This is a genomic window from [Flexibacter] sp. ATCC 35208 (genome assembly GCF_001975825.1).
Classification (GTDB): Bacteria; Bacteroidota; Bacteroidia; order Chitinophagales; family Chitinophagaceae; genus Chitinophaga.
This window is the reverse complement of the sequence record NZ_MTKN01000001.1, coordinates 271,734-290,841: the sequence shown is the minus strand read 5'-3', so window position 1 is coordinate 290,841 and position 19,108 is coordinate 271,734. Positions and strand designations below refer to the sequence as shown.

Annotated in this window: 14 protein-coding genes and 1 tRNA gene; 5 read left to right on the top strand and 10 right to left on the bottom strand. The window is 44.5% G+C overall.

Translation table 11 applies throughout. The features are described from left to right. Positions 1-22 precede the first annotated feature (22 nt). Positions 23-1,660: a RagB/SusD family nutrient uptake outer membrane protein gene (locus BW716_RS01090; protein WP_083720249.1), complete on the top strand. Its 1,638-nt coding sequence runs from the start codon at positions 23-25 to the stop codon at positions 1,658-1,660. A 245-nt stretch (positions 1,661-1,905) separates the two neighbouring features. On the opposite strand, the gene BW716_RS01085 is transcribed toward BW716_RS01090, so the two are convergent. Then, on the bottom strand, positions 1,906-4,035 hold the full coding sequence (locus BW716_RS01085; RefSeq protein ID WP_083720248.1) for a translation factor GTPase family protein: 2,130 nt from the start codon (positions 4,033-4,035) through the stop codon (positions 1,906-1,908). Between the two features lie 231 nt (positions 4,036-4,266). Here BW716_RS01085 and BW716_RS01080 point away from each other — a divergent pair, with 231 nt between their 5' ends. After that, entirely contained in the window at positions 4,267-6,024 is a 1,758-nt protein-coding gene (locus BW716_RS01080; RefSeq protein ID WP_083720247.1) for an ABC transporter ATP-binding protein, read from the top strand. A gap of 722 nt (positions 6,025-6,746) precedes the next feature. On the opposite strand, the gene BW716_RS01075 is transcribed toward BW716_RS01080, so the two are convergent. Next, the gene (locus BW716_RS01075; RefSeq protein WP_083720246.1) at positions 6,747-7,154 is read right to left on the bottom strand and encodes a DUF983 domain-containing protein; all 408 of its coding nucleotides are present in this window, start codon (positions 7,152-7,154) and stop codon (positions 6,747-6,749) included. Positions 7,155-7,268: 114 nt separating this feature from the next. Here BW716_RS01075 and BW716_RS01070 point away from each other — a divergent pair, with 114 nt between their 5' ends. Further along, positions 7,269-7,736 (top strand): hypothetical protein, encoded by a 468-nt coding sequence (locus tag BW716_RS01070; RefSeq protein WP_083720245.1) that lies wholly within the window; start codon positions 7,269-7,271, stop codon positions 7,734-7,736. A 257-nt stretch (positions 7,737-7,993) separates the two neighbouring features. On the opposite strand, the gene BW716_RS01065 is transcribed toward BW716_RS01070, so the two are convergent. The 4 genes from BW716_RS01065 to BW716_RS01050 all read right to left on the bottom strand — a co-directional run bounded on the left by BW716_RS01065 (position 7,994) and on the right by BW716_RS01050 (position 14,243). After that, positions 7,994-10,438: a TonB-dependent receptor gene (locus BW716_RS01065; RefSeq protein WP_083720244.1), complete on the bottom strand. Its 2,445-nt coding sequence runs from the start codon at positions 10,436-10,438 to the stop codon at positions 7,994-7,996. Positions 10,439-10,523: 85 nt separating this feature from the next. After that, entirely contained in the window at positions 10,524-10,862 is a 339-nt protein-coding gene (locus BW716_RS01060; RefSeq protein ID WP_083720243.1) for a hypothetical protein, read from the bottom strand. A 125-nt stretch (positions 10,863-10,987) separates the two neighbouring features. Continuing rightward, positions 10,988-12,571, bottom strand: coding sequence for a DUF1501 domain-containing protein (locus BW716_RS01055; protein ID WP_083720242.1), 1,584 nt, complete (start codon positions 12,569-12,571; stop codon positions 10,988-10,990). A gap of 28 nt (positions 12,572-12,599) precedes the next feature. Then, the gene (locus BW716_RS01050) at positions 12,600-14,243 is read right to left on the bottom strand and encodes a DUF1800 family protein (RefSeq protein WP_083720241.1); all 1,644 of its coding nucleotides are present in this window, start codon (positions 14,241-14,243) and stop codon (positions 12,600-12,602) included. 298 nt (positions 14,244-14,541) lie between these two features. On the opposite strand from BW716_RS01050, the gene BW716_RS01045 reads away from it, so the two are divergent. Further along, positions 14,542-15,051 (top strand): hypothetical protein, encoded by a 510-nt coding sequence (locus BW716_RS01045; protein WP_083720240.1) that lies wholly within the window; start codon positions 14,542-14,544, stop codon positions 15,049-15,051. A gap of 61 nt (positions 15,052-15,112) precedes the next feature. Here BW716_RS01045 and BW716_RS01040 read toward each other — a convergent pair whose 3' ends face one another. From BW716_RS01040 to BW716_RS01025, 4 genes are all read right to left on the bottom strand, one after another. Next, the gene (locus tag BW716_RS01040) at positions 15,113-15,520 is read right to left on the bottom strand and encodes a hypothetical protein (RefSeq protein ID WP_083720239.1); all 408 of its coding nucleotides are present in this window, start codon (positions 15,518-15,520) and stop codon (positions 15,113-15,115) included. Then, positions 15,517-16,077: a hypothetical protein gene (locus BW716_RS01035; protein WP_083720238.1), complete on the bottom strand. Its 561-nt coding sequence runs from the start codon at positions 16,075-16,077 to the stop codon at positions 15,517-15,519. The genes BW716_RS01040 and BW716_RS01035 overlap by 4 nt, the downstream gene beginning before the upstream one ends. A gap of 500 nt (positions 16,078-16,577) precedes the next feature. After that, entirely contained in the window at positions 16,578-17,291 is a 714-nt protein-coding gene (locus tag BW716_RS01030; protein ID WP_220388693.1) for a hypothetical protein, read from the bottom strand. A gap of 318 nt (positions 17,292-17,609) precedes the next feature. Further along, positions 17,610-17,682 (bottom strand) — tRNA-Lys (locus BW716_RS01025). 138 nt (positions 17,683-17,820) lie between these two features. Here BW716_RS01025 and BW716_RS01020 point away from each other — a divergent pair. Beyond that, a complete protein-coding gene (locus BW716_RS01020; RefSeq protein WP_083720236.1) occupies positions 17,821-18,996 on the top strand; it encodes an acetyl-CoA C-acyltransferase in 1,176 nt (391 codons plus the stop codon). Positions 18,997-19,108 lie beyond the last annotated feature (112 nt).

Here is a 19,108-nt window from a genome sequence, read left to right as displayed (position 1 = left end):
ATCAATTCAACAAACGAGAAGTATGAAACGCTCAATCATAAAATATTTTCTTTCTTCAGTGCTGGTGGCTGCAAGCTTTGCCTGCCATAAGCTAGAAGTACCAGTGACTACTGAACTCACTACTGATACCTACCCACAGGACTCTGCTTCCTTCATCACCGCATCCGGCCCCGTGTATGTTGTACTGAGAGGTAACTACGGCGTTGAATGGCAAATGCAGAACTCTTTAAGTACAGACGAAACCATCATGCCCGCCCGTGGCGGTAACTGGTACGATGGTGGACAAAACGTTCAGATGCACTACCACACCTGGACCAGGGATAATGGTTATGTAAACGGGAACTGGACCTGGCTCTCCACCATCATCGGTGTAACTAACCAAACACTCGACATCCTCGGCACCACCGAAACAGATGGCGCTACTAAAAGCAGACATCTTGCCGAAATAAAAATGATCCGTGCCCTGGCTTATTTCTGGATGATGGACAACTACGGCCGTGTACCACTGGATACTGTAGCCGGTGACTATACTCCGCATGAAAATGTAGATCGCTCCGTTACTTTCAACTGGATTGAAAAAGAAATCACCAATGCACTGCCTTACCTGAGCAGGGCAACCGGTACCTCTACCTACGGCAGAGCGAACAAGTTCATGGCGTTTTCCCTGCTGGCAAAATTGTACCTGAATGCTGAATACTACACCGGCACTCAACGTTACAACGATGCAATCATTGCCTGCGACAGTGTTATTAACTCTAACCTGTACACCCTGGCCAGCAGCGGTAGCTACCTGGATATGTTCAAATACAATAACGGTCCTGCTACCCCTGAATTCATCTTCGCCGTTCCTTATGATCCTAACTTCAGCAACGGCTCATGGCCGTTCAGAGGCGTAAATATCCACAGCCGCTATGATGTGCCACGCTCTATGGGTAACGTAGCAGCAGGCGCCGGTTACAACTACTTCAGCATTCCATTCGTACCAGGTGCACCCAGAAGTACCATACCTTCCTACTATGCCTACTTTTATGATGACAATGATGTACGTAACGGTCAATGGCTGCATGGTAAACAATACAAACAGGATGGTACTCCTATCACCATCACCACTACTTATGCAGGTTATGATGCAATCACCTATGCAGGTAACACCGCTTCTTACACCTATCAGCTGGACCTGACTCCTGATGTAGTGCTGAGACAAAGTACTGACCTGTTTGATTGTGGTAATGACGAAGTAGCCTGGAACATGGGTTACCGTAATATCAAGTTCTATCCTGATGCAACATCTGCAAACCGTAACCAGAATAACGACATTCCTGTATTCAGATATGCCGACATCCTGATGATGAAAGCCGAAGCAATTCAGCGTGGTGGTAGCGCTACCAACGGTGCTTCTGCACTGAGCCTGGTAAACCAGGTAAGAGCTCAGCGTACTACCAGCGCAGCATGGACAAATATCACACTGGATTCTATCTACAATGAAAGAACCAGAGAGTTCGCAATGGAAGCATGGCATAGAAATGACATGATCCGGTTTGGTAAATTTGAAAACAGCTGGGGTTTCAAAACAGATGCTGATGTGAATCACCGTATCTTCCCGATCCCTACTAATGCAATTAAGTTGAATCCGAATCTGACACAGAATCCGGGTTATTAATAAAAGTTTGATAAAGGATAGCTGGCTCCTTTAGCTAACTGAATAAAAAGAGGGTGTATCTAATTTCAGATACACCCTCTTTTTATTGAAAATGGTTTTCCTCTTCGCTGGTGAATTCTCTCTTTCATGAATGTTTTTATTCGGATACCTGATGAAGCCAGATTCCATTTTATGCGTTTCTCAGGAGTTTCATTTATTTATGATACACCTTCTTTTATTCCCCAATAAATTCAACATTTTTGTTTTTATCCCCCTACTAATTCTACACTCCTATACTCCTCCATCAGCTTCTTCTGTAATTCCCCCGGCACAGCTGCATACTCTGCAAACACCGCTTTCACCCTCGCTTTCCCCTGCGTCACATTTCGCAATGCTGCAAACAACTTATCCAATTCCGCCTGCGGCGTGCGCGCTTTAATAATCTGATATCCATTTTCAGAATCCATCCCTGTAATCAAACTTCGCCTGCTCTGCAACTCTCCCATCACATCGCCCGCCATATCATCCGGCGCAGTCGTCTCCACATCATACACAGGTTCTAATAATAACGGTGCCGCCTGGTGAAAAGCATCTTTAAACGCCATCATCCCCGCTATCTTAAATGAAATATCATTACTATCCACAGGATGCATTTTACCATCATATACACTCACTCTGATGTCCCGCACATAAGATCCTGTCAAAGGACCTTCATTCATCTTCTCCATAATCCCTTTCATAATAGAAGGTAAAAACCGTGTATCAATGGCGCCACCTACAATACAATTATTGAATACCAGCTTACCACCCCAGTTTAAATCTACCGTTTCCGTATCACGTACCGGATGTTCCTTATACGGAGGCATACCATCATAGTAAGGTTCTATTTTTATATACACCTCTGCAAACTGCCCCGAACCACCTGATTGTTTTTTATGCCTGTATGTAGACTGTGCACCCTGCCTGATCGTTTCCCTGTAAGGTATTTTCGCAGGAATAAAATCGATCGGCATTTTATAAATATGCTCCAGCCGCCATTTGGTCAATGCTAAATGTAATTCACCTTGCCCATGCAAAATCACCTGTTTCAATTCACGGTTATATTCAATTTCCAAAGTAGGGTCTTCCATATGAATTTCTGCCAGCACTTCGCTCAGTTTTTCATCATCCCCTTTATTCACAGGTTCGATCGCTACCCGCACATTTGGTGTAGGAAAATGAATCGCTTCCACCTGCACACTCCCCTTCTCTCCCAATGTATGATTCGTCAAAGTATTTTTCAGTTTCAAAGTACAACCGATATCTCCTGTACGCAGTACCTCCACATTATTGCGGTTCTTACCATCAGCAATAAATAACTGATTCAACCGCTCTGCCGTATTCCCCTTCTCATTGTACAACTCAACTCCCGCCTTCACTTCCCCCGACAACACTTTAAAAAACGATAGCTTTCCAATATGCGGTTCCAGCAAAGTCTTGAATACAAACAATACCGGAGGGCCTGCCGGATCACAGGCTATCGTTTCACCTTTTTCGCCTTTTTCAGGAGGCATATCCACCGCCGATAGGGCTACATTGTCAATAAATCCCATCAGCCTTCCACTTCCCATATCATTCAAAGCAGATAAACAAAACAATGGAAACACATCGTGTTTCAACATCCCTATTTTCAATCCCTGCCGCAATTCATCTTCATCGAGATTTCCTTTTTCAAAATACTGTTCCATGAGGGTATCGTCATTTTCGGCGGCTTTTTCTACGAGTTCATTGTGTAGCTTTTCCGCCTGCTCCTTTTCACTCTCAGGAATGGGTAGTTTTTCTGGCTTACCACCTTTTTCCGGGAATTTGTACATCGTCATTTTCAACAGGTCGATCACGCTGTTAAAACCAGGTCCCTGGTTCACAGGGTATTGCATGACCGTAACGGCGTTTCCCAATACCCGTTTTGCGGATTCAACAGTGCGGGAAAAATTTGCTAGTTCTGCATCGAGCTGATTCACAACCACGATAGTCGGTTTGCGGTACTTATCCACATAGTCCCAAATCAGTTCGGTACCCACTTCTACGCCGTGCTGTGCATTCAGCAGGAGGAGTGCGGTGTCACAGATGCGGATGGATGCAATTACTTCCCCGATAAAGTCTTCAAGTCCCGGGGTATCAATAATATTGATCTTGTAATCACGCCACTCTGTGTGCATACAGGTGGCGTAAACCGAGCTACCCCTGTCATGCTCTATATCATGGTAATCGGAGACCGTGTTCCCCTCTTCGACCCTGCCTCGTCGGGGAATGATACCGGCCTCGAATAACATGGTTTCGCAAAGTGTGGTCTTACCGCTTTTCGCTGCTCCTAATAGGACAATGTTCCTGATGTGTTTCTCATCATAGGTCTTCATAACAATTTGATTAAGAAAAAATTGTGAAGTAAACGTGGAAAGCCGTTTTGGTGAATAGTGGCCGTAGCGGCGCTGCTGCCGAAGCGTTGCTGTTGATTTATAACCTTTTATAAGCTATATAAATCCCTCTCTGAGTATTAAGGTACTCAATTTTTATGACCTGTAGTATAGTCAAAGATGTTGCAACATTTATAATATCGTATATTTGCGATCTAGACTGTTCTTTGCATCATGAAATTGTTTTTACATTATCTGAAAAGATATAAATGGTTAATCGGATTGGCTTTATTATTAGCGACCATTAACCAGGTATTTTCCCTGCTTGATCCATATATTTTTGGAAAGCTGATTGATCGATTCGCGAATCACCCAAACACGACTGCTAAAGGAATACCACGCGGGCAGGGTGATTATATCAGCGGTGTTATTCTGCTACTGCTTGCTTCTATGGGTGTCGCTATGGTCTCGCGTATTGCCAAGGCCTTCCAGGATTACTTCACAAACGTGATTATCCAGAAGTTTGGCGCCAGTGTTTACACCGACGGACTGAAGCATTCCCTCCGCCTGCCATACCAGCAATTTGAAGACCAGCGTAGTGGCGAAACACTCGCTGTATTACAGAAAGTACGCACGGATAGCGAGAAGTTCATCACTGCCTTTGTGAACGTACTCTTCGTTGCCCTGGTAGGTGTCATTTTCGTGATGGTGTATGCTTACACTGTAAACAAAAGCCTGGTATTTGTATACACCGGCGGTTGTTTGCTCCTGTCCTGGCTCATGAACGTACTCAGCCGCAAGATCAAGACTATTCAGAAAACGATCGTCAAGGAAACGACCATGCTTGCAGGCGCGACCACAGAGTCCCTGCGTAACATCGAATTGGTAAAAAGCCTTGGCCTCACTAACCAGGAAATCCGTCGTCTCAATTCAACGACCATCCGTATCCTCATGCTGGAACTGAAAAAGGTGCGTAGCATCAGAAGTATCAGTTTTGTACAGGGTACGTTTGTAAACTTCCTGCGCCAGGTGATCCTCTTCCTGCTCATGTACCTGATTTACGGAGGTTCCGTAACGGTAGGCCAGTTGTTCACCTTACAGCTGTATTCCTTCTTCATTTTCGGCCCTTTGCAGGAATTAGGCAATATCATCCTCGCTTACCGTGAGGCACAGGTATCTCTCCTGAACTTCCAGCGCATCCTGGATACTCCGGTAGAAGAAACGCCCTCCAACCCTGTCAGGATCAGCAATATTGAGTCCCTCACATTTGAAAATGTAGGATTCCAGCACCTGACAGCGAGTACCAAAGCCCTCGAACAGATCAGTTTCACGGTGAAAACCGGTGAAACAGTGGCATTCGTCGGCCCTTCCGGCTCTGGCAAGACCACGCTGGTGAAATTACTTGTCGGTTTGTACAATCCTGCTGAAGGAAATCTGTACTACAACGGCATTAAAAGTTCCGGGATTGATATAGAAGAATTACGCGCACAGATCGGTTTCGTGACACAGGATACCCAGTTATTCTCAGGTACCATCCGCGAAAACCTCTTATTCGTAAATCCCCGCGCCACAGACGATGATATGCTGCGCGTGCTGAAACAGGCAAGTTGCGACACCCTGCTCGCCCGTGGTGATAATGGGCTGGATACCATGATTGGTGAAGGTGGTATGAAGGTATCAGGCGGTGAGAAACAACGTCTCTCTATTGCCCGTGCACTCCTCCGCCATCCGCGTTTGCTGGTATTTGATGAGGCGACTTCTGCGCTGGATTCTATTACTGAAGAAGCAATCTCTAATACGGTAAGAGCAATCACCGCTACCCGTGAGCATATTACTGTGATGATTGCACATAGGTTGTCCACGATTATGCATGCGGACAAGATTTTTGTGCTGGAAAAGGGGAGGATTATTGAGACGGGGAATCATATTGATCTGTTGGCTGAGAAAGGGCTGTATTATGCCATGTGGAGGCAACAGATCGGGGAAAGATAGTTTTGTCTTTTTTATAATGAAGAGGGGAAGTGATGTATCACTTTCCCTCTTTGTTTTATGATTCGATTGATCGTTTTTATGATTTGATCGATCTTTTTTATTTGCTGATTGATTTAAATAATCATTTTCTATATGTAAATACTTCTCTTCTTTTATGCTTAAATATCCGTCTTGCTCCTTCAAATACTCCGCTTCCAACAGCCGGGTTACCTCCTCCTCAATTACTCCCGCTTTCAATAATTTCGTCGCCTTCCCCGTCATCTCCCTATACACCCCATGCACCTTCTCTTCCAACTGCCTGTACACCCTGCTCGCTATCTTCGACGCCCTTCCCAACCGCGCAGCACTCCGCCGCGTGCCCTCAAATGCAGGCAGCGTCATCACCTCTTCAGCCGTCAGGGAACTTTTCATTCTCATGTAATAATTCCCATTCGCTGAATAAAGTGTAATCTCTCCAAAAGTGCCCTGTAAAGGATTGGGATCAAACAATTTAGCCATACTATAAGTTAGGGATTTTCAGCGAACTGAACAAATCATTTTCCGCAGTTGCAGCAACCATTCTTCGCAGTTGCAATAACCATTCTTCAGCAATTCATTTGCTCCTTCCCCCCTCCTTCGACAGCCTTTCAATATCGTTTCTATCCCCCTTCTATATCACTCTACCGCCGCTTTACCGCCGCTTCGCCGTACATACTGCGCACTTTCATGACAATCATGACAAATCACAACTCCGCCGTATCCTCATCATAATACACAAAGAAATACAAATAAATCACCCTGCTTATCCGCATCATCCACGGCTGCAACAACACCAGCAATACCCCATTCACCCCCAGCCACCAAAACACACTGTCATCCTTCCAGGAAATCCCAACCAACACCCAGTAACAAATCAGCGTAAACACCGAAAACGCTACCCCCAAAGCATAACTCACATACCCGGTCCCAAACCAGAACCCCGTCTCCAACTCATACACCTGCCCACATACCGGACAACGTTCATTCATGTTGAAGATCTTCTTAAAACTCAAATGATACGGATTCTTATCCTTAAACATATCCCCTCTCCTGCAATGAGGGCACTTCATGGATAACATACTCAGAAAGTAGTTTGGTCTTTGATGGCTCATACCCCAAAATTACAATTATAATTTATTTATCCTTCCTCTTGTTATCCAGCCACAAACGCAATTTCCTGCTGGCCTGTATTTTGTGTTACTTTCCTCAAAACAAAATCACCCATTATGCGTCCATCAAATCTGCTCATCATCCTATCAATGGCCCTCCTCTCTGCCTGCGCCGCCGCCTCGCAGGAAGCAAGCGCCGATACCACCACTGTAAACAAAGTCATTGCCGAATCCACCCCCACTAATGCAGACATCAAAGATTCGACAAATACTACTCTCAAACCAAAATCCGGCTCCTATTCTCCTGAATGCTACAAAGCCATCACTGACATCGTCATGAGCTCCAGCTTCAAAACCGAAGCGGCAAAAAAAGAAAATATAAAAGTGAGAATAGACCGGGAAGAAGGTAGCAAACTCTTTCTACAACTCTTCGCCAGCGAAAAAGACCACGAGTCTACTTTAGCATGGCTCAGACTGGATAAGGCAAATGAAAAACTGGAAGATATTACTGTAGACCCGGCAAACCCGGTGGCATTGAGATATGACACTAAATTAATTAGTGCATTGAGACAAAGTTGTCCATAAACAATAGGATGAATTAAGATATGACACTAAATTAATCAGTGCATTGAGACAGAACTGTCCATAAAGATGATCTGAAAAAATGGAAATACCAGCAATACAATACCCCTCAAACAAACAATGCATCAAACAAACAATGTCTACAAAGCCAAAGCTACAATGACAATAGCATATTCCATTATACACATTCCCCTCTTATAAAATCAGAAAGGTCGTCCACGCCCGGACGACCCTTCCTTCTCTATCTGTATACGCAACGACTATTTAAAATTCAACGGTATAGCCACTCTCACACTATAATTCCTCCCCATATTAAACACACCTGTTCTTCCTGTCACCTCATTCTCCGCCGCATATTTCAATCTGCTCAAATGATTCTGATAAGCTACATCTGTCAGATTATTTGCTGCCAGATGCAATGAGAACAATACCTTCTTATTCTTATTCACCACATCTGCACCAATCCCCGCATTCCACAATGTATATCCAGGTGTTGCTGTCTCCGTCTGATAAGCATAGTACACATTGTTCTGGTCAAACGTCCAATCCATCTGTATACCCGCATACGCATTCTGGAATATACCACCTACATGTTTGAACTTTCCTTTCAACTCTGACAACCATCTTGCCGCCGGAATATTAGGCAGATACTTTGTAGAATCTGAACCATTCGCTATCACCGCCTTCACATAGGAGAAAGTATTCTCAAAGTGCAACCAGTCTATCGGATGCGGATGTATATCAATCATCACCTCTCCTCCATACAAATTAGCTGTTGACTGCTGATACTTGAATGCCGCATACCCCTCATCATTATCAGTCGTAGGAATTGAATCCCCACCATTCACACTGCTCAGCTTACGGCTATAAATAAAGTTGGTAATGTGATTATAAAACAAGCTACCCGTCATTGACACGTGCTCTGAATTAAACTCCACGCCAATATCACCCTGTGTGCTCACCTCTGGCTTCAGCGACTCATTCCCATATTCATACTTGATCGTGCCTTCATGTACACCATTCGCGCCAATCTCTGAAATATTCGGCGCCCTGAAACCTCTTGCTACATTCGCTTTCAGCGTCACCTTATCACTCGCTGCATAACTCAGACCCGCACTACCAGAAATGTTGGAAAAATTCTTGCTCAGTGCATTGAACTTCTCTTCACCACCACTGCTTACCGGTTTACCATCTTCATCCAGCATCAAACCCTGCACACTGATATGTCTGTTGTCAAAACGCAGACCACCGCTGAATGTCAGCTTATCCCACGTCTTACTTGTCACCGCATAGATACCCGCGTCAAACAGGTTGTAACCTGGCACCAGGAACTCACTTCCTGAAAGAATATTATTATGCTGCTGCATACCGTTCACACCTATAGCAGTCTGCCATCCATTCATATCAGCAAATGAATATTTCACACCATAGTTGAACGTATTCAACTTCAGGTACAACTCAGGTTCATTCGGATTTAATACATCTCCAAACTCCTGACGTCTGTTCCACTGATAACCAAGTATCACATTCAATCTGCCACCATTGTGCATATAGAAATCGTTATCCCATACCAATTTCTGATGGTTGATCTGCTGACGTGGCAAACCGATTGTATATGATTTGAAATCTTTATCGGTAGCGACTCCTTCTCCTGCTACGCCATTATCATTGATAGGCTTGATGAACTGACCCAGTTCATTACGATCACCTTCTACCAAACCCAACTCCTGGTTAAAGGAAGTAAAGCGCAATACAGAAGATCCCCAGTTTTTATTGAAACCAATGCTACCACCGTAGTTCGTGTTATGGAACTTAGAGTTATACACATATCCATCGTACTTATTCTTATAATCGTGTGCAAACTTCTGCGTACCATACACACTCCAGCTAAAACCATTTTGAGTTGTGCCTGCCAGATCTGCGTGATAGGCAATCATCCCATTGTTAGACAGATAATTGGCGGCTATGTTGCCTTTCACATGACCTGCCGGCTCAGGAGTTGGTGGTACGATATTGACCACCCCCGCCAGCGCATCGGAACCATATACCAGTGATGCAGGGCCTTTCAGCACTTCTATTTTACTTACATTATAATCGTCGATTTCTATACCATGCTCATCACCCCATTGCTGACCTTCCTGTCTGATACCATCGCCTATTACCACTACACGGTTGTAACCCAGACCACGGATGAACGGCTTGGATATAGCCGGACCCGTCGTCAGCTGACTTACACCTGGTAGCTTGGCCACTGCATCAATGATATTGGTAGATATATTTGATTCCAGATAATCTTTTCTGATAATGTTCACCGGAGTCGGGTTTTGCTTTAGCGATGTCGCCTGACTCACACCTGTAACCACTACTTCATTTTCTTCAATCACTTTAGTACTCAGACCAAAGTTGATGTTGGTAGCGCCATTCACCTGAACGGTTTGCGTGAGGGTCGCATAACCAATGAAATGTACCTCTACCAGGAATTTTCCTTTTGGTAAATTTTTGATCTCGTAATGACCCTGCGCATCTGTAGAAGCCCCTACATGCAGGTCTGGCAAATAAACGGTCACTCCCGGTAATGGGGTATTATTCGATTTGTCTGTAACCGATCCACTCAGTGAGTTGCCGGCATCATCATCGGCAAAGGCAGGAGAATAAAGAGAAAGTCCTGTCAGTATACTTAATATAACAACACGCAGGTAGTGCATAAAAATAAAATAGTTTAGAATAAATGCATGAATGCATGCATAGCGATTGACATTGCGTCAATTCAATCAGATATAAAAGAGATGATTAAAGAAAAGAAACGGCAGGAGGTGCCCGGGGGGATAACATGCGGTAATCTTCCTGCGTAATTGCCGGAATAACCGGGTTAGCATAACTCCACAATACAGATTGCTCCAGCACAGCAAAGAAAGTACTGGTGTGCTGATAAGGTTCCGGCTCTATCTGCAGGAACTTACAGTGTTGGTGTTTGATAGAAAAAGCAAGTCCATCGTGCGGGATAGGCGCGTCCCTGGTATCATGGTGATCCATGAATACCTGGTGTATGAATTCCCTGGGGGTCGTATTAAAAGTAAATACGCCCAGGAGCAGGATCGCCAGTATCTTATGTAGGAACCTGTTTTTCAAAGTGAAACAAAGGTAGGGGAATTCCTAATAAATGCAACAATGTTGTTAAACATAATGATGAATGGTGAAAAAGATAAGGGACGTATGTCGCCATACGTCCCTTATTATATATTAAATATTTTTGGCTATACCTTCACTTTCAGCATAGATCTCACTTCCTGGTACACCCCATTCTGCAAACGGGCATAGAAGATACCAGCTGCCAGCTTTTTGCTGTCAAACACCGTTGTATACTCCCCTCCTGCCAACACATTATTCACTGGCACCGCCACCAAACGACCCATGGTATCAAAGATCTGGATCATAGTATGCCCGCCACGTGTTTTGTACTTCAGGGTTGTTGTATCTACAAAAGGGTTAGGATAGTTGGTTATCAACCCCTTACTACCGTTATTCACATCGTCGATACCTGTAATAGTACCACAGGCTATACCGCTTACAATTGGCAAGCGCTGGTAATCCTTGAACAAAATAGACTGCAACGTCGTATTATCTACACAGAACCATTGTTCCAGCAAACTCGCATATACTGACCGGAAATCATACTGCATCGGGGTATTATCCGCCACCGACCCGCTATCCGGAATATCCGGCGAAGTCCCCAGGATCCCCTGCTGTACATAATCACCAAATACAATCATCGGCGCAGCAGCACCGTGATCCGTACCCATACTGCTGTTTGATTTGATACGACGGCCAAATTCAGAGAAGGTCATACCCACCACTCTGCGGGACGCTTTCAGTTTGGTCAGGTCATCCATAAATGCCTTGATTCCTTCTGACAGTTCCTGCAATAGTTCTGCGTGATAACCGGTGGTGTTATCTCCCCCCTGTGTCTGGCTGGCGTGGGTATCAAAAAAGCCCATGCTCACCATGTACATTCTGGTCTTCAGACCACCTGCCACCAGTCTGGCCACGATCTTCAGCTGTCTGCCCAGTTGCGTATCAGGATATGCACTTTGAGAAGTGACATTCTGCGCCGCTTTCTTGATAGCATCAGAGAACTTATTTGTCTGCTTGGCGATCAGGCGTATATAAGCCAGTTCTACCCCTGCATGCGTATCCGGAACCGGGTCCGTTACGTCATCTAACAGGTTATAAAAGTCCGTCGCACTGGAAATCGCAATCCCCGTATTGGTATTCGCCCCCTGGAAAGCAGGAGATACGATAGAACCAATCTGGATCGCCAGCGGATCAGGATTATCATCATTCGGGTAACCATCAGGATAACCCGGGTATTGTGTATCAAGATAACGACCTCCCCATCCGGTTTCGACAATCTCATTCGCATCAGAACCAGATACCCAGATATCGGTAGCGCGGAAGTGTGAGTAGTTTGGTGAAGGATAGCCTACGCTCTGGATGATGCAGACCTTCCCTTCTTCATATAACTGCTGCACCCCGGTCATAGCAGGATGTAGCCCTGTTTTTACATTATTCACCAGTGGTAACAGCTTACCCTGGGGGATGGCGATATTTGGACGAATAGCCTGGTATTTATCATAGAGATCGATAGGCACGACCATGTTCAGGCCATCGTTCCCACCGACCAGCTGGATCATAACCAGAACGTGATCGTTGTCCGCCGAAGCACTTTCAAGTGCCGACAATAATGAGGAAGAGCCAAAAGCCTTTACAGCAAACCCGTTGATGAAGGTTGGCAGAATAGCGGCTGGCGCGGTATATTTAAGAAAATCTCTACGTTTCATATTGATAGAGTATAGGTCTTTCTAAAGATCAGGATAGTTGATATTCGGATAGGTTCATCAGGTATTTGTACAGCGTACGCAGGCGGCTTTCAACGACTGTGCGCAATGCGGTATCGGTAGGATAGGCTACCCAGGCATTCCAGGCATCTGTCCAGTAGTAGTCGCTGTCAGGGTTCTGGCCACTGAGCAGGATGGTGTTTTTAAACCATGCCTTGGTGGTGTCAGATACACCTATACGGTACAAAATATCCAGAGAGTCAGAGATCAGTTGTTTTGGATCGGAAGGATTGGAGAGTCTTTGTGCAAAGGCCATCACATCGATCGCCACACCTGCATAACCACCTTCGCTAATCATGGCATCGGTGATCTGGTTACGCTTAGGCAGGGTATCGGTGTTGATCCACATCTCATGGTATTGAGGTTCCTGGTAGTAAGGCTGCCAGCCGGCTACCTGTGGTGGTTCGCCAATGTCCTGCAGCATGCTGGCTGCGTGAGAGCGCAGCCTGTCCCAGGAGTCGTAGGCATCCATATAGGCAGTAGGGAAGGTAACGCCGAATTCGCGCACCATACCTACGTTGTGATCGATCGGACTTTTGATGAGTGCTGACATATTCAGCGGATCGAAGAAGTGCTCACTCTTGAAGAGGGCCCTGAGTACTGGCAGCAGATCGTAGTTATTATTTCTGAAAATGTCTGCCAGTGGGGTGATCACATTTGTCTCTACCGCATCGTCGATGAGGTAGTATACAAACCAGCGGTATAATTTGCGAACGATAAATTTCGCGCATTCCGGCTGGGCAAAGATGATGGTCAGCAGGTCATCGAGTTCAGTCGCGCCATCCTGACCGGTTTTGCCGGTGATCTTTTTATTGCTGTAAAAGTCGGAGAATTCTTTGTTTTCGATATCGTGCTCGGTACTCTCAAAGTACGTAGTGATGGTATTGGCATTGATGCGGAAACCAGTGAGCACGCGGGCGGTAGCACGCACGTCTTCTTCGGTGTAGTGGCTATCGGGGCCTTTACCAACGGTGAACAATTCATGGAGTTCACGTGCATAGTTTTCATCCGCGCCCGCTTTGGAGTTGAGGTATCCGTTCAGATATCTCAGCATGGCAGGGTCGAGGGTGATTGCTTTCGTGAGTGTTTTGAAATTGCCCACAGCGTTTGCACGCAGGGTGGTGTTGTACTTGTAGATGTAGCGGGAGTCGTGGGTCATATCCATTTCAGTCACGAAGTGGTTATGCCAGAAGAGCGTCATTTTCTCCTGTATGCTACGGCCTTGATTGATCATGACACCAAGCCACCAGGCTTTGTAGGAGTTCCAGCGTTTGCCATCTTCATCATCGGAGGAAGGTGGGGGTGAGTACACCCAGGTTTCGCCGGGAAGTATGCCATGTTCATCCTCGCCATAGATGTTGACAGGTTGAGTAGTAACGGCGGTGACGGTGGTGAGCAGGGCTTCCACGGCCTGGTCCATGCCGAGACTTTTCACCCATGCAATATCTTCAGGAGTGGCGCCAAACATGGTACGTTTGAGCAGGTGCACTGCCTGGGCGGTATCGAAAGTGCCGGTGTATGCGGAAATACCTGAATCCGTACGCGAACCGGTGGTAGTCGCTTTCACTGCTGGCTGTCGTTTTGCTGATAGCGAAAGGAATTGTCTGCGATCCATAAGGTAATTGATATGGTTATATGGTATTAGGGATGAGTTTTAAAATATAGGCTTTTACACGGTACCTGAATAAGGGTACAAGTTAGTAAAAATTTTAATGAATGGGAGGAAAATTGTGGATTTGTTTAGGGATTTGTTTAGGGATTATTTCAACCTTCAATTTCAATATGATATTATGCTTATCATTTTGAAATTCATTTAATTTCAAAATGATAGAACTTTTGTCAGCCCTTGTTTACAAAGGAAAAACCGCCTATATTCATTTAGACCAAAACAATTAAAAGACATTAATCTCAGGATGATGATTGAGCTCAACGATGATAATTCAGTTTCTAATTACTTTAAATCTGCCAGGTTAGGTATTAATAGTATCGCAACATTATTCGATCGGCATGAGAAGGAGATTCCGGTTTATGATGAGCATGTTCAGTTAGCGGATCTGGTATCCAACCCCGAGGCAGTGCTACCTGTTTACACATTGACTGGGAATATTTTTAAAAGAGGGGAATTGTATATCTACATGAAAGATAATAGTTTACTTCCTGCATGGGATAAGCATGACCTGATTTTATTGAAGAGTGTTGACCAGGCGGTACTGGTAGCTGGTGATAAGTATTATTTCGTGCTGGAAGATAAGAGGGAATTAGCGGGTGTTTTAACACATGATGAGACTCATTTTATTATCACACCTGATAATGAGGAGTATGATAAGGAATGGTTGAAACCCTGTGCTGTTCTAAAGATGTACAAAATTATGGGCGGGTTAAAAAAGGAAGAGGCGCTCAGGGAGCGGGAGAAAAAGGGATAAGCCACCCCTGAAGATTCAGGGATGGGGTGCTGGAAAAACCATATTTGAAGTCAATGAGCAATTATTCAAATTCTACTCCTAACTCTTTCCAGTATTCTTCACATTCTTTCAATTCTCTTTCCCTGATTTCTTCTTCGGTTGGAAGAGGTTTTGTTCGACCTCCAAACCTGGGTACAAATGGCCATTCTTCCAGCAATTTCACATCTGCCGGATTATTTGGATCAAAAGACCTTCTCAACCAATAACCAGGTCCCACCTCTTTCATCCGATTTCCATATGCAAACCTATATCCCGTTGAAGCACTAACCGGCGTGCCTTTTCTGGACATTTCACTCAAATATTTCAATTCCGCACTCATTTCTTCTGCCTGCTCTTTCGTCTTAATAATTTCATGCAGGGAATTAGGTACGTAGTACCTTTTATTCTCGATAGTTGGGCGCTTAGGCTTTTTTACCCGTATTCTAATCATTTATGTATTTTTTCAAAAGTGAAATAATTAAACATTGTTTCTAACTCTCTATTTTTTTCTAACTCTTCTTTATCTAACTTCTCGAACAGAGTTTCTATATCCCTGAAATCAAATGGGTTTTCATAAAATCCTGTTCCTTTCCTTTTTACCCTCACGTAATATTTAATACCATACATCACAAATCGCTCACTCAAATAATCATAATTCTGCTTAATCATCCGGAAGTAGTAGTAAGCCCTGGAATTGGTTGATCCATCTAAACCAACCATGCGATAAGGATTTCTATCTAAATACCCTTTTGCAAAATTCAAAATGGTCGAAAACACCATGGAATAATCAGCATGATTTATGCTCTCCATATCTTTTATTCGCCCCTTTCTATCCACCGGGCCAAATGCCAGATTATACGTATCATTAAATAATTCCTGCGGCTTATCGTCTATTTGCATTTTGATCCTCTTTTTTCTTCCACTCCTCAAAACCGTATAAAAAAATCCCTCATTCCCTTTCTCAACATCAACCTGATATACCCTATCAAAATCAAGCTTAACAAACATTGAATGCTATTTTAAAATGGATTAACAATACGCTCCCCTCCCGCACTTCCATGCGCTCAATTTCTTCCTCATAAAGTATATCTTATCTAATATCGAATAGTACTACCTGTGGCTAATAATACTACCCTAAATAGCTAATTGATTTTCCGGTTTTTCAATTGATAATAAAAACACCCATCCCCTCTAAAACACAATAGCCGCGAAGGATCTACCGACCCTCGCAGCTATACCATAAATGTACAGAGATAAACAATTACCTTCCTACTATTTTCCATTCATTTTAAAAATGAACAAACTCAAATGAATAAACTCATCTCCCCCTCTTTCTCATTCACTGCCACCTCCTGCCCCACCATCACTCATTTTGATGAGGTATTAACGCTAATCAGAAATTTTATAAAAGAACAAGAATTTTAAGCTAAATCCAATTGACTCAAAATGCAATAAAACAATGTGTTCTAAATAACAAAGCTTGCATCGCACTGCCAGATTCGAAATTGTTAATCCAGTTTCTTTATGCTCACATCTGTAAAATAGCCAAGCGTTTCCGGACCAATCCAAAGGCCTACGCTTCCACGCAGATTTTTGCCCTGCTTCAGGTCATTGACAATCAAAGTAGGCTGTTCTGCACCGTTGATATAGAACTTGGCCGTTTCATCTTTTACTTCAATTTTCACCCTGATCCATTCAGCCGGCATCATATCAGCATAAGCCTCGTATTTTTCTGGTGTTTCTGCTCGCGATCTCTCCCAGGGATAGCCCGGCAACGAAACATACTGAGTCGAATGATTCCTCCGTACCTGATCATTTGCCCGGCCGTTGGTTGGACGAATGTAAAACAGCTCCATTTTGGAGGTATCCTTACTCACCCGAAAGGCAATGCCAACAAACCCACGTGCGCCTCCTCCGGCATTCATTTGTGGTTGTCCTGAAATTGTTGCTTCAATGATACCATTATGAAAATCGATATTTTTGAGCAATGCAAATGTCTTTTCGTTAATGGCGGTCTTCGGCATTTGTAAAGCCAGCGCGTTTTTACCTTTATAATCTGACTGCGCAACAGTTACCTGGTAAGGAATAACATTATCAGGAGCCAGAGAAATATTCTGCGCTTGAGACGATGCAAATAAAAACGCACTCATTCCCAAAGTAATCAATAAAACTTTTCTCATTGGAACTGATTTTAGTAGATATTTCAATGCTATTATTTTCATTTGAACAGTAAAGTTCAGCAAACTATTCAAAGCAAAAACCAATCTTTCTTCATTGGCTGTCAGACAGTCTTTTTGCTGATAACTTCTTTAAAAAACATGCCTCCTTTCTTAAAGGACTTACTTTTTGGGTGTAATTTCCAGTGATGATACCCCCCTCGTACCGGGTGATGGTATGCCCACTAAGAAGAGCCCCAAAAAAAAGAGCGTTTTAAGATTTTAAAGATATGATATAGTGTTGATTAAAGGCAGCCAGAAAACAGAAAAGCCGCGTAAATCATGTGATTTATGCGGCTTTGATACTGCTTGATGCTTTTGTTGTGACCCCGCTCGGGCTCGAACCGAGGACCCAAAGATTAAGAGTCTTTTGCTCTACCAACTGAGCTACGGAGTCATCTCTTATCACCACATATCGTGTGGTTGGGGTTGCAAAACTACAACCTTTATTAATATTTCACAAAAATAATTTAACTTAAATTTCTTTAATTTTTAAAAACCTCCGGATATACCCCCGGTTAAAATATACTCAGTTATGGAAACAGCATACATTGTAGCCGGATACAGAACCGCTGTGGGAAAGGCTAAACGTGGCGGATTCCGCTTCTATCGCCCCGACGATCTCGCCGTAGATGTCATAACAGGTTTGTTAAAAAGCGTCCCCCAGCTTGACCCAAAGCGCGTCGATGACCTTATCGTAGGGAACGCCGTCCCAGAAGCTGAACAAGGTCTCCAGATAGGCAGAATGATCTCCGTCAGAGCCCTCGGCATCGAAGTACCCGGCGTAACCGTAAACAGATACTGCGCCTCCGGCCTTGAAACCATCGCCATCGCTACCGCCAAAATTCAATCCGGTATGGCCCACTGCATCATCGCCGGTGGCACCGAAAGTATGAGCCTGGTACCCGTAGCCGGCTGGAAAACAGTGCCGAATTTTAAAGTCGCCAGCACCACGCCAGAATACTACCTCGGCATGGGCCTCACCGCCGAAGCCGTGGCCAAAGAATACAACATCTCCCGCGAAGACCAGGACCTCTTCGCCCTCAACTCTCATCAAAAAGCCATCAAGGCTATCCAGAACGGCTACTTTAAAGAAGGGATCCTCCCCATCAACATCGATGAAGTATATGTTGATGAGAAAGGTCGCAAACAACAACGCTCCTACACCGTCGATACCGACGAAGGTCCCCGTGCCGATACATCTGCCGAAGCCCTCGCCAAACTAAAACCCGTTTTTGCCGCTGGTGGCAGCGTCACCGCCGGCAACTCCTCTCAGACCTCCGACGGCGCCGCCTTCGTAATCGTCATGAGCGAAACCATGGTCAAAGAACTGGGATTGACTCCCATCGGTCGCCTCGTTGGTTGCGCTTCCGCAGGTGTACACCCACGTATTATGGGTATCGGCCCCGTTGCTGCCATTCCGAAAGTTTTGCAACAAACTGGAAAGACCCTGAACGATATCAACCTCGTTGAACTGAATGAAGCCTTTGCCTCTCAATCTGTAGCCGTGATCCGCGAACTGGGCATCGACCCCGATATCGTTAATATCAATGGCGGCGCCATCGCCCTGGGCCATCCCCTTGGCTGTACCGGCGCCAAACTCACTGTTCAAATCCTCAGTGACCTGAAACGACTCAATCAAAAATATGGCATCGTCACCGCCTGCGTAGGTGGTGGTCAGGGAATAGCCGGTGTCATCGAAAGATTATAAAAAACTTATAAAAATCAATCTCAAAAGATCACAAATCATTATTAAAAGATCACAAAAACCCGCATCGAAAAATTACAAAAAAGAGAAATGCCTCCTGAATCAAGGAGGCATT

What these genes read in the sequence shown, in the direction of transcription:
- BW716_RS01075 (WP_083720246.1), bottom strand. Translation starts at nt 7,154, where the DNA reads ATGAGCCATCAAAGACCAAACTACTTTCTGAGTATGTTATCCATGAAG.
- BW716_RS01040 (WP_083720239.1), bottom strand. Translation starts at nt 15,520, where the DNA reads ATGATTAGAATACGGGTAAAAAAGCCTAAGCGCCCAACTATCGAGAAT.
- BW716_RS01050 (WP_083720241.1), bottom strand. Translation starts at nt 14,243, where the DNA reads ATGGATCGCAGACAATTCCTTTCGCTATCAGCAAAACGACAGCCAGCA.
- BW716_RS01020 (WP_083720236.1), top strand. Translation starts at nt 17,821, where the DNA reads ATGGAAACAGCATACATTGTAGCCGGATACAGAACCGCTGTGGGAAAG.
- BW716_RS01055 (WP_083720242.1), bottom strand. Translation starts at nt 12,571, where the DNA reads ATGAAACGTAGAGATTTTCTTAAATATACCGCGCCAGCCGCTATTCTG.
- BW716_RS01070 (WP_083720245.1), top strand. Translation starts at nt 7,269, where the DNA reads ATGCGTCCATCAAATCTGCTCATCATCCTATCAATGGCCCTCCTCTCT.
- BW716_RS01065 (WP_083720244.1), bottom strand. Translation starts at nt 10,438, where the DNA reads ATGCACTACCTGCGTGTTGTTATATTAAGTATACTGACAGGACTTTCT.
- BW716_RS01030 (WP_220388693.1), bottom strand. Translation starts at nt 17,291, where the DNA reads ATGAAAATAATAGCATTGAAATATCTACTAAAATCAGTTCCAATGAGA.
- BW716_RS01035 (WP_083720238.1), bottom strand. Translation starts at nt 16,077, where the DNA reads ATGTTTGTTAAGCTTGATTTTGATAGGGTATATCAGGTTGATGTTGAG.
- BW716_RS01045 (WP_083720240.1), top strand. Translation starts at nt 14,542, where the DNA reads ATGATGATTGAGCTCAACGATGATAATTCAGTTTCTAATTACTTTAAA.
- BW716_RS01080 (WP_083720247.1), top strand. Translation starts at nt 4,267, where the DNA reads ATGAAATTGTTTTTACATTATCTGAAAAGATATAAATGGTTAATCGGA.
- BW716_RS01085 (WP_083720248.1), bottom strand. Translation starts at nt 4,035, where the DNA reads ATGAAGACCTATGATGAGAAACACATCAGGAACATTGTCCTATTAGGA.
- BW716_RS01090 (WP_083720249.1), top strand. Translation starts at nt 23, where the DNA reads ATGAAACGCTCAATCATAAAATATTTTCTTTCTTCAGTGCTGGTGGCT.